The organism is Capsulimonas sp., assembly GCF_039929585.1.
Classification (GTDB): domain Bacteria; phylum Armatimonadota; class Armatimonadia; order Armatimonadales; family Capsulimonadaceae; genus Capsulimonas.
Genome location: NZ_JBDSQY010000187.1, coordinates 55,531 through 67,285 on the forward strand (window position 1 = coordinate 55,531; position 11,755 = coordinate 67,285).

An 11,755-nucleotide genomic window follows, 5' to 3' on the forward strand; every position below is an offset into this window, starting at 1 on the left:
GACAAACTCGGCAGCGTTAGGCCCGAAAGCACTGTGATACCGATACTTAAGATAAATTTCGAGATCAATGTTTATAGTTCTTTCACCTGGTAACTGATGTTACGCAAGCTCATCTGTATCGCGGGTTTACATCCAAGGCTTTGCCCGTGATATCATCCGGGATCCGGCGGCTCTCGCGTCTGGGTAAAGCCGTGGAAGCCGCCGAAGTGCGCCCGTTCTTTTAGCGATAGGCCGTCATTCTATTGAAATAGCTGCGGCGCAAACTCTACCAGGTATTTGCGCCAATTGCTCCAGGTATGGCCGCCGGGCGACTGGCCGAACACCGGATCGAAACCATGTCGCCGAAAGAGCTCCACGGTCGCCGTCGTCGTGCCCAGCAAGAAATCGTCCACGCCTGTTTTAAACCAGAGCAGTTTCAGGCCCTTTTTCGTATCGGTATTGTTCAGGTCCGATATATGCTGGTCTTCCCAGGTGAAGTGCGAGTTGGGAGACACTGTCGCGCTATTGGCGCCCGCTCGCGGCGCAATGCCGAACAGGCCGGAGCTGAAAACCCCCACATACGCGAACGTATCGAGATGAGCCACTGCAATATTGAGCGTCTGCCAGCCGCCCATGGAGAGCCCGGCGATGGCGCGATGGTCGCGGTCATTAATAACGCGGTAGTTCTTTTCGACATACGGCATAATGTCGCCGACGAAATCGTTAAGAAACTCATCGGACATCCCATTCATGGTGATGCCCGGCGTTCTTGGAGTATGTCCCGCAGGCATCACCACAATCATCGGCTTCGCTTTGCCCAGCGCAATCAGATTGTCCAGGATAAATCCGGCGCGCCCCACCGATGGCCAGGAGTCGTCGCTATCGCCGGCTCCGTGCAACAAGTAAAGCACCGGATATTTGCCTTTGCCCCGCTCATAGCCCGGCGGGGTGTATATGTGCATACGGCGTGTTAAGGCAAGAGAGGCGGAGTAGTAATTTACAGATGCTACGGCGCCATGGGGCGCCTCGCCGGTATCCATAAACTTAGAACCGGGAACATATACCAGGCTCCATACATTACCGTTTGCCAGGCTAACCGATGGACTTCGCGGGTCGCAGACGGGAACTCCGTTTACTTCGAAGCTATATCGATAGGGGCCGGGATCGACGGGGCCGAGGGTAACTTCCCAGGTTCCATCTTCGTTCTTGCTCATTACGGAGCCCGAGCCTGCGATGTCACCGCCGATTAGCCTGACGGTATCGGCCTTAGGAGCCGTTAACCGGAACGTAATATGATGATCCGCCGAGACTTCCGGCGAAACGATGACCGGTGTTTGTGCCGGAGTTGGCGGGGTTTGAGCCTTTACGGAACTGACAATGACAGAACCGGTGAGCGTCGTAAGTCCATACGCGATGATGGCGGGGAGTGTCCGTAGGATGCGTACCGGTGGTGCGGGCATGGTAAATTCTCCTTTCGATAGGAACTAAGCAGTCGTTCTTCCGCCCATGCAACGATTTCTGCGCCGTATGGGCTCTGTTCGACCTGCGGAACGACGATCCGAATGGGAGAGTCGAAATATCGGTACAAATGAGGGGGCGACAGCCCAACTTACCGGCACAGGAAGCCACTGAGTGGATGTCAGGGTACGGGCGCTCGCTCTGGCGAGCGCCCGCTGTGTCTAATGTTCGCTCTTACTGGAACTTCCAGAGCTGGTTCGCATTGCCACTCCAGGTCCACTGGTCAACAGAGGCTCCTGCTGTGGTTGACGCGCTGGCGACATCGAGGGCGAGGCCGCTATAGTTGCTCGTGATTTTGTAGTAGCCGCTCCCCATGGAGACGATGTTCCACTTCTGCCAGGCGTTGTTGCCCCACGTGTACTGGTCGATTAGCGCTCCCGCGGTCGTCGACGCACCGGTGACGTCGAGCGCCTTGCCGCTCGCGACATTAATGAGTTCCACAACATTACCGCCGAGATTGGTGAGCTGCCACCTCTGGTTAGACCCTCCATTGACCGACCACTGGTTGATAGCCGTGCTGTCGGCCGTCGAGCCGCCGGGATCGTCCAGAGCCATGCCGCTGTTTTTGTTGACGATGGTATAGGTTCCATTGGCGATCAGGTTGGATGAGCCGCCCCCGGTATACGTAAAGTTCTTGATCGTATTGCAGACTGGCCGCCAGCTCCCATTTGCGTAGAGCATCGTGTGAATGTCGGTGGATCCGGCGTAATCATAATCCCATATTCCAATGCCTGCATATCCATTGTTCGAGTTTGATAGGATGTTGGCCATCTCCGTGTTTTGGAGCGAGTCATTCCAGGAATTGGTGGACTGCCCCGTTTCTCCGACATAAACAGGCTTATCCATGCCGAGGCTGGATGCGGTTGGGATGTAGCCATTGTCGTTGTAGAGGTGGAAGTCATAAAAGTCGAGCCCTTGTCCCTTGAAGTATCCAAGGTTGTTCCAGGTATGCCAGCCGGTGGAGCAACTCACAAGACGGCCGGGATCGACGCTGTGAACGGCGGAGACGATGCTCCGTATATAGGATTGCGCCTGTGACCAGCTCGGGCCGCTTCCGTAGTTGCCGTCAGGTCCGCCGACAACTCCGTCGATTTCGTTCATGGCGTCAATCGCCCAGATCCTGCTATCGCCTTTGTATCGCTGAATGAGGGGTTTGAGCGCGTTGTTGATGTAGTTATTCAGCAGTGCGCCGTTGGTCAGGAAGTCGGCGCGACCGTTGTTGAGAGTGAGATAGAGTTTGATCCCATTATTGCCGGCGAGCCTAACGGTGTCGTCAAGATTGGTCCAGAACAGCGAGGTAACGCCGGTTGTATTGCCGCTGCCGTCGATCGTGCAGCCCTGGTCGGACTGGTTGATCCAGAGACGGACGACCGTGATTCCCATGTTGTGCATGTCGGCGAAATGCGCATTCATGCTCCCGGAGTTATACGCGCACCCGTAGCTAGGATTGTGCGGATCCACACCGAGGTAGTACGAGTAATGGCCGTCGAGCCAGGGTAAGTTAGCGCCCTTGACATAGTTCCCACCAATAAGCTGGGCTTTTGCCGGAACGGTCGCGCACAGGCTCGCCGCAAATAATATTGCGATTGTTGTTTTTACTCTTAGCATATAGACTCCTTCATTGAGAATACGCCAGCGGCACCGCTGGAGTGGACGATAAGACTGTCGCTCCGGTCCCAACCACCGGAGCGGCGGTAGCCTATTTCTTTCCGGTTGGCGAACGTGTCGCGGAGAGTTTTCGGGCATTGTCCAGCTGGTTCTGGATCGCTGACTGGCGCGCAGCTTCGGCCTGAGCACGCATTTCGGGCGGCATCGAGTCGGGAAGCGCTCCCTGCTGCACCGTACCGGCGGTTGCCGGTACGGCCTCGGGAGAGATCCGCGGCGGCGGCGCTCCCGCCTGCTGACGACTGCATCCCGCGGTAAACGCGATAACAGCCAAAGACATCGTGGCGAGAGAACCTGTTCTCAGTTTCATCATCTTCAGATCCTCAACGACTAGCCGAAGCTGTTGTCGTCGGTTTGCGCGTTGTAGACATTGTGTCCGTAGTCGAGGCGCCCCTTCGAGATCGCCTTCACATGACCGTCCAGGAATGGGAAATTCGAGACGCCGTTGTGGCGATACCGTGGAAACTGCGAACATCGCTGCCAGTTCCAGTTGACTCCCGGACCGGTCTCGTCACAGTCGCGGCTGTTCGCCACATCTGGCGTCGTAGTGTTCTCGATGTTGGCCCAGTCGATGTTGTTAGACGCCCAGAACCAGACGTGCGTGTCGAACATGAACTCCATGCCGTCGTAGACCGCTTGGTCGCCTACCTCTTCCGCCATGATGTGGGTTGAGGGCGAGTCGACTGCAGCCGTTGTCACGGCGTGGAACGGCGAGTTGGGCCAGAAGTTAGGGAACAGGTCGCCGCGCATGGAGTAGGACTGGTAGAGGGGCAGTTTGCTGGACGGACATGTGAACACGCCCCCGCCATAACCCACGCCAAAGGCTGTGGATTGCACAGCCCCGTTCTTAATGTAAGGCTGAATTTCCTTCGTCCAGCTGCAATTTTCTTCGCCGTACATTTGGCCGCCAGGGTATGTCTCATCATTGTCCTGGTTGTACTGCAATACGCCTAATACGATCTGCTTTTCGTTGGACAGACACGTGATCTGCCTTGCTTTCTCCCGAGCTTTGGCGAATACGGGGAAGAGAATTGCAGCGAGTATAGCTATTATCGCTATAACAACAAGTAGTTCAATAAGAGTGAAAGCGAAATACGATGTTCTTGGGCGATGCATGTAAAAGTCTCCTGGATCTGTTACTTTATCGTACACAGACTAAAGTAACGGCAATACTTGTATACAGAGAATTGCCTGCGGCGTTATGCCAATGGTAAGCGTGTTCGTCTTAGGATCGGCAGTGGTTACTTGTGACTGCTCCAGCCAGTCGCACCTGCTCTCAATGGTATAACGGATTTATCTCACGAGCCAGTCTATCACAGCATAACCCGTTTGTCAAGGACAAATTCTACGTATTTGGCTTGTTTATCGGGAAATAATCAGAATTATTATAAAGGATAACAAGGCGCGTGTTCCAAAATGGATATAGAATTTTCCTTTGTGGATATATTCTGTCTCCAGAATGCAACGGATAGCGGCAACGCATTGCTGTGGGTAATTACGACGGAGTAAGGACTCTGGCTGTGGAATTACGCACCACAAGCGAGCAGGGAACTACGGCGCTCTGTGCAGTGGGGGACTTTCCCTCGATGAGTTGCATCAGCAACTCTGTCCCGATTTCGGCGATCCGATAGAAATCCTGATGGATAGTGGTGATCCCTCCTGGAACCGAGAGCGCTGCCGCATTGTCGTCGAAGCCTGTAATGGCAAGATCTTGTGGAACGCGTACGCCCAGCGTCGCAAGATAGCGGATCGCCCACGCCGCCCAGGCGTCGTCGCCAAGCATCAATGCGGTAGGAGCGTCGCGCATCTTTAGGATGCGCTGAATTGCCGCCTGGTATGCGCTTGTGTCCATATGCATCCAGTTCTTGGTAATGGCTGCACTGGTGATCACGAGATGAGGATCCCACGGAATGCCGGCCGACACGATCCCTAGGCGATAGCCCTTGATGCGCTCCTGATAGTCCGACTGATTTGATGGTCCCAGGTACGCGATCCGGCGGTGTCCATGAGCCGCCAGATGTTCGACGAGTATTCGGAATCCGTTCACGTTGTCGACCGCCACCGAGCCGATCCCTGGCGGCGTCCTATTTGAGAGAAGGACGGTGGTGGGAAAACCGACTTCCGCGAGCATCTTTAGCTGCGGTTCGTCAATCGAAGGCGCCGCCCAGATCAGGCCGTCAATGTGCCCATCGAGAAACTGCAGCGCGGACATCCGGTTCCCGATGTCGGTATAGACGAGCAGATTGTAGCGGTGACTATAGGCGGCATTGTTGATCCCGGCAAGCAGAGCGGGGGTCGGGTTCTCGCCGAGATTTTTGTTCAAGTCGTGGAGGCCGAACGTTACGACTCCGAGAATATAAGTCCGGCGCTGCCGGATCGCGCGCACCAGCGAGTTAGGCGTAAAGCGCAATTCGCTCATGGATGCCGCGATGCGGTCGCGCGTCTCATCCGCCATTCGGCCCTTATTGTTGAGATAATTCGATATTGTGGAAATGGACACGCCGGCGTGTTCCGCCACGTCCACAATGGTCATGCGCCGCTTTGATGAGGCGATCGGCATACGGGGCGGTTCCGGTGCAGGCGGCGGCGAATTCACGCCCGCGTCCTGCTTGGCCGCGCGGATCCACTTGGTCAGCGTGTGTGGACTGAGTTCGAGCTGCCGCGCGACGTCACGCGGGGTGACGCCGCCCTCGTAGAGCTCAAGCGCGCTGCGCCGTATATCAGCAGTGTGGGTATGTCTGGTCGCCGTGGGGATATAGCGACGGTTGCAGTGCATGCACTTGTAACGCTGCGCCCCGAGGTGGGCGCCAGCTTTTACCTGGCGGTTGCCCTTATCGCAAAATGGACATGAGATCTCTTGGTCGGTCATCCTGCGATCATTATAGCCTCCAGATTTAAGTTCCAAGCAAAAGCACACTTCATTTTACACTCCCGTAAGTGATCAAGAGCGTAGTTTCGTCGGCAACCGTTTCTGTCCCATACCCTGATGAGAATGGTAGCCTGCCTTCGATAAATTATGCGGTTAGTTCCGCTATTTTGGCGAATGTCTTCGCTTCACGCCTCGAGGTGCGCACCATTGGCATCGCCTGATGTTTCCGTACCTCGTGTTTCGGTCTTCTTCGTCACTTGGTTTCTCCGTTCTGTTCACATGGATTCAAGCCGCAGGCTTTAATCTATCCTTAACCCGGATTGAAACCCCAGCTCTAACTGAACAAATGAGGAGAGCTATTGGCAATGGCGACTTAAATCCTCACGGTGCTGTGACGAGTGAATGGAACTTAATGATGAGCACCCCTTTTACCCTGCGAAGCAGCTTGTTGGGAAAAAGGGGGAGACGAGCATAAGCGAGTGGGGGAATAGGGACGAACGGGGAATAGGTCTTACCCCAGCGTAACCCCGTCCCCAACAATCGCTTCGCCCAGCTTCACGGCCTTTTCCCCAGCCGCCTCAAAGTACGCGATCGCCGCGTCGGCGTCTTCCGCCGGAACGACTAAGACAAAACCAATTCCCATGTTGAACACGCGGTGCATCTCGTAGTTCGAAACGCCGCCGAGCTTTTCGATCAGGGCGAAGATTGGCGGGACGGTCCATGTGCTGCGGTCGATGTGGACGCCGACGCCGGCGGGGAGCACGCGCGGGATGTTGTCCAGGAAGCCGCCGCCGGTGATGTGCGCCATGGCGTGCACACGGTTCGTCTCCAGGTAGGAGAGGACCGGTGGGGCGTAGCATCGGTGGGGCGCTAAGAGGACATCGGCCAAGGTGGCTCCGTCTAGTTCCGTCAGGGGCTCTTCAAGCGGCAATTGGCCGTCGTGTAAGAGGGCCTGGCGGGCGAGTGAGTAGCCGTTGGTGTGCAGGCCGTCGGAGGCGAGGCCGATGAGGACGTCGCCAGGGGCGACTTGGGAACCGTCGACAATCTTCGCGCGCTCCACCAAGCCGACAATGCTGCCGGCGAGGTCGTATTCACCGTCGCCGTACAGGCCGGGCATCTCGGCGGTCTCGCCGCCGATCAGGGCGCAGCCTGCGGCCTGGCAGCCGTCTGAGAGGCCCTTGACCACGGCTTCCGCGACGTGGGGCTGGAGCTTGCCGGTCCCGAAATAATCTAGGAAGAATAGGGGACGGGCGCCCTGCACGAGAATATCGTTGATGCAGTGGTTGACGAGGTCACGGCCGATGGTGTCGTGCCGGTTGGTCGCAAAGGCGATCTTGAGCTTGGTGCCGACGCCGTCGATGCTGGAGACCAGTACGGGGTCCTGCAATGCGCCCAGCGACGACAGCGCGAACATGCCGCCAAAGCTGCCGACGCCGGTCAGCACGCCCGGCGTCAGCGTCTTTTTAATATGCGCCTTCATCCGGTCCACGGCGTCCGTCGCCGCATCGATATCCACACCCGCCCGCGCGTAAGCGCTCTGCTCTTTAACTTCACTCATGGCCTGTATTATAGCACAGCCAGCCGCAACAACGCGTACCGCGGCGGGGTGGGGATCGTAGGGTTCCGCTCGTTACTCTCCGTTGACCGAAGCCGTGATCTCTTTGATAAAGACGGTCTCGGCGGGACGATATGGAGCCCCATAGGTGTGGAAGACCTCATGGAACCAGATCGCCGGATCTCGATCGGTGTAGGGATGCTGCCATGAGTCCCAGGGCAGGAAGGTCTGGGTTTTGCCCGCGACCAGGCCCCAGTTCATCGCGCCGACGCGGTATTGTTTCGCGATTGGCAATGATCCCTGGAAGGTGCTGTTCGCGCCGCGCGCCATATACTCGGTGCAGAGAATGGGCCGATTGAAGCGCTGAAGCGACTTTATGCACCGTTCGAAGTCTTCGCCGGAGCCGTAATTATGGAAGGTGACCACATCGGATTCACTGAGCTGAAGCTTTTCCATGGCCCCGATCGTATCCGGGTTGGACCAATCGCCCTTCCAAACGCCGCTGGTCAGCGGTTGATCGGGCTTCGCCTCGCGCGCCCACTCAAAGACCTGCGGCAGCAGGGCGGTGATTAGCTCGACTTTGTTCTTGGGCTCCTTCGGGCCGTAGCTGGCGTCATTGCCGTTGTCGGGTTCGTTCCAGACATCCCAGCCCAGGACCCGGCGATCGTGAGCGAAGGCTCCGACGACGCCCGTCACATAGGCGTGAAGTTTGGGATACTGTGTTGTGTCCCGCAGTTCATCCGCGCCGGGGCTCTGCACCCAGCCGGAATTATGCACGCCGGGGACGGGATCGTGCTGCTTGCCGAGCTTGGGGTTTGGGTCCCAGCAGGAATCAAAGAGCACGAACAGCGGTTTGATCTTATGCTTGTCCGCGATCTTGAGGAACTCGCCGATCCGCTTTTTGAACCCTTTGGGGTCTTGCGTCCAGAGCTGATCCTGCAAAAACACGCGCATCGTGTTCATGCCGATGCCCTGCGCCCAGCCCAGCTCCTGGTCGATCGTCTTGGGGTCGAAGGTGTCGGGCTGCCACATCTCCAGCTCATTGATGGCGGTTGCCGGCGTATAGTTTGCCCCCACAAGCCATGGCTGCTGTTTGTACCAATCGTTCGCTTTGGTTTCGGACCATGTCGGCGCGGCGTGCGCGCCGATTGCGGCCTGAACGGCAATTGCGAAGATTGCGCAGAATTGCAGCGGCTTTTTCATAGATTTCAACAAATTGTTCCTCTCGCTTACGCGCTTCAAAATGCGCGCCTGTCAATAATTGGTCTTTTCGACATTCAGTTCCTGCATGGTTTGTTCACCGTGAGAACCAAGGCAAAGTGCGGCGGGCCATTGCGCCAATGCGGGTATAATCCGAGCATGCCGAAACTTGTGATTCTGGACGCCAACAGCCTGCTCTACCGGGGCTTCTTCGCGATGCGGTATCTGTCCACCTCGGATCGGACGCCGACGAACGCTGTCTTCGCCTTCGTGATGATGCTTCTGACGATTTTAGAGCGCGAAAAGCCTGACGCGATCTTCGCCGCCTTCGATCATCCGACGCCTACCTTCCGGCACAAAGAACTCGCGAGCTACAAAGCCCAGCGCAAACCAATCCCCGACGATCTGAAGCCCCAGCGCCAGCCCGCGCGTGACGCCGCCACGGCGTTTAATGTCCCCGTGATCGAGATTGAAGGCGTGGAGGCCGACGACGCGGTCGGCACACTGGCTGAAATCGCGAAGAACGAAGGCTACGAAGTCCTGATCGTGACGGGCGATGGCGATGCGCTGCAATTGGTAGACGACGATCAAGGCCCGGTCAAAGTGATGATGATGGTCAAGGGCGTCACTGATACTGTGATCTACGACGCCAAAGCCGTACGGGACCGCTACGGCCTGGACCCATCGCAAATCCCCGATCTTAAGGGCATCAAAGGCGATTCCAGCGACAACCTGCCTGGCGTTCCCGGTATCGGCGAAAAGGGCGCGTCCAAGCTGCTCGGCCAGTACAAGACGCTGGAAGAGTTGATCTATCATGTGGATGAGCTGCCGGTCAAACAGCGCGACGCCTTGATCACTCATACCGACGGCGCCCTGCAATGCAAGCGTCTCGCGACGATCCTGCGCGATGTGCCACTCGGCGACATCGACCTGAACGCCAACTATCAAGAGAACGGTCCCGACTTCGCCGCCGTGCGTGCGCTGTTCGAGAAGCTGGAGTTCCACACCCTGCTGCGCCGTCTGCCGGGCCTGGAAGCCGCCCAGCGCGCCAAGGGCGGCGTGACGCCTCCCGCGCCATCGGCCACGCCCACTACGCGCTCTCAGATTACACACACTGTTCCGACTGACGCCGCCGCGATCGATGAAGTTCTGAAACGCTTTACGGCCGCCAACACTCCTATCGGCCTTCAGCTCTACTTCACACCCGCGAAGGCGACCTTGATGGAGGCGAATCTCAAGGGGGTTGGTTTGGCCATCGAAGGCGAGGGGGCTTATATCGATTGGGCCAATGCTTCGCCCGCTCTCAAAGCCTACTTAGAAGACGCAAATAAGCCGAAAACCGTCCACGATCTGAAGTTGGTCACCGGCGTGCTGGGCCGCAATGGCGTCATGGTGCGCGGCGTCACATTCGATACCCATCTTGCCGCCTATCTTCTGAATGCCGGGCGCATCGGATACCCGCTGCGCGATCTTGCGGCCGACTTCGCCGGTACGGAGCTTCTGTTCGACGAAGACGACCCCGAATCCAGCGTTGCCGACGAAGCCGCCGCCGTTGCCGCTCTGCGCGAGCCGTTGTTGGCGCGCCTGGAATCCGACGGGCTGACACAGATTTTGTTCGACATCGAACTGCCGCTCGCGGATGTTCTCGCGCGTATCGAGCGCACGGGCGTCACGGTCAATGGTGATATTCTCAAGGACGCCAGCAAGCGCCTGGGTGAACTCATGGCCGGTCTGGAGGCCGAGATCTACGCCATCGCCGGCGAGGAGTTCGCGATCGGCTCCACCAAAAAGTTACAAGAAATCCTGTTCGACAAGCTCAAGCTGCCCGCTGGCAAGAAGAATAAGACGGGCTACTCCACTGGCGCGGAAGTGTTAGACGATCTGGCCGCGAAAGGCCACGAGATCGCCTCCAAGATCATTGCCTGGCGCGAACTGTCCAAGCTGAAATCGACCTACGCCGACGCGCTGCCGGCCCTGATCAACAAAGAAACGGGGAAGGTTCACACGTCGCTCAATCAAACAGCGACCAGCACCGGGCGTCTCAGCTCCAGCAACCCCAATTTGCAAAACATTCCGATCCGTACCGAAGTCGGTCGGGAAATCCGCAAGGCGTTTGTCGCGTCTCCAGGCAATGTGCTTGTTTCGGCGGACTATTCTCAGATCGAACTGCGTTTGTTCGCCCACATGACACACGACCCAGGTCTCGTTCAAGCCTTCGCCGCGCACGACGATATCCATTCCCGCACCGCGCGCCTGATCTTCAAGATCCCCGAAGGGCAGCCCGTCACCTCCGACCAGCGGCGTCAGGCGAAGACGATCAATTTCGCCGTCATCTACGGCGCCAGCGCCTTCCGTGTCTCCGCCGAGCTGGGCGTCAGCCAGGCGATATCCTCCGAACTGATCAAGACATATCTCGCCAGCTATCCCGGCGTGCGCGAATACTTAGAAAAAATTCTCGAAGACGCCCGCACCAAGGGGTACGTCCAGACGATGCTTGGCCGCCGCCGCTATGTCCCCGAGGTCAACAGCACGAACTACCAGTTCCGTCAGGCCGCCGAACGCGAAGCGGCGAACATGCCGGTCCAGGGGACAAGCGCCGACATCATCAAGCTTGCGATGCTGAAAGTCGACAAAGCGCTCACCGATCAAAAACTCGCCGCCAAGATGGTCCTGCAGGTCCACGACGAACTGCTCTTCGAATGTCCCGAAGGCGAAGTGAGAGCGCTCGCGGCGCTGGTGAAAGAGGGCATGGAAACCGCGTTTCCGTTAGACGTGCCGCTGAGCGTGGAAGTGAAGTCCGGTCGTAACTGGTGGGAAGTGACGCCGCTGGAGGATTTGGACGAGGCGGAGGGGTTGGCGATAGATTAGGCCTACACCAATTGTCCCGGTTATGAAACCCGGGCCTGGGAGCCTTCGGCTAACCGTCCGTGCCGGACGGAAAATATTGTGATCGATAATCGGCATTTGCG

8 protein-coding genes and 1 pseudogene are annotated in these 11,755 nt (G+C 57.5%); 1 reads left to right on the forward strand and 8 read right to left on the reverse strand.

What is annotated here, in order from left to right:
• Positions 1-239 precede the first annotated feature (239 nt).
• The 8 genes and pseudogenes from ABIZ35_RS13580 to ABIZ35_RS13615 form a co-directional block, all read right to left on the reverse strand.
• Positions 240-1,439 (reverse strand): alpha/beta hydrolase-fold protein, encoded by a 1,200-nt coding sequence (locus ABIZ35_RS13580; protein WP_348220451.1) that lies wholly within the window; start codon positions 1,437-1,439, stop codon positions 240-242.
• A 232-nt stretch (positions 1,440-1,671) separates the two neighbouring features.
• Entirely contained in the window at positions 1,672-3,105 is a 1,434-nt protein-coding gene (locus ABIZ35_RS13585; RefSeq protein WP_348220452.1) for an RICIN domain-containing protein, read from the reverse strand.
• A gap of 91 nt (positions 3,106-3,196) precedes the next feature.
• Positions 3,197-3,475: a hypothetical protein gene (locus ABIZ35_RS13590; protein WP_348220453.1), complete on the reverse strand. Its 279-nt coding sequence runs from the start codon at positions 3,473-3,475 to the stop codon at positions 3,197-3,199.
• A gap of 17 nt (positions 3,476-3,492) precedes the next feature.
• Positions 3,493-3,999: an H-X9-DG-CTERM domain-containing protein gene (locus tag ABIZ35_RS13595; protein ID WP_348220457.1), complete on the reverse strand. Its 507-nt coding sequence runs from the start codon at positions 3,997-3,999 to the stop codon at positions 3,493-3,495.
• Positions 4,000-4,008: 9 nt separating this feature from the next.
• A pseudogene (locus ABIZ35_RS13600) lies at positions 4,009-4,278 on the reverse strand (prepilin-type N-terminal cleavage/methylation domain-containing protein); the annotation flags it as partial.
• Positions 4,279-4,657: 379 nt separating this feature from the next.
• A complete protein-coding gene (locus ABIZ35_RS13605; RefSeq protein ID WP_348220454.1) occupies positions 4,658-6,031 on the reverse strand; it encodes a substrate-binding domain-containing protein in 1,374 nt (457 codons plus the stop codon).
• Between the two features lie 511 nt (positions 6,032-6,542).
• Positions 6,543-7,589 carry a phosphoribosylformylglycinamidine cyclo-ligase gene (gene purM, locus ABIZ35_RS13610; protein ID WP_348220455.1) on the reverse strand — a complete coding sequence of 349 codons (1,047 nt, stop codon included), beginning with the start codon at positions 7,587-7,589 and terminating at the stop codon, positions 6,543-6,545.
• Positions 7,590-7,661: 72 nt separating this feature from the next.
• Positions 7,662-8,789, reverse strand: coding sequence for a 1,4-beta-xylanase (locus tag ABIZ35_RS13615; protein WP_348220458.1), 1,128 nt, complete (start codon positions 8,787-8,789; stop codon positions 7,662-7,664).
• A 156-nt stretch (positions 8,790-8,945) separates the two neighbouring features.
• Between ABIZ35_RS13615 and polA the strand changes: the two genes are divergently transcribed.
• Complete coding sequence (gene polA, locus ABIZ35_RS13620; protein WP_348220456.1) at positions 8,946-11,654, forward strand: DNA polymerase I; 2,709 nt, start codon at positions 8,946-8,948, stop codon at positions 11,652-11,654.
• Positions 11,655-11,755: the final 101 nt, after the last annotated feature.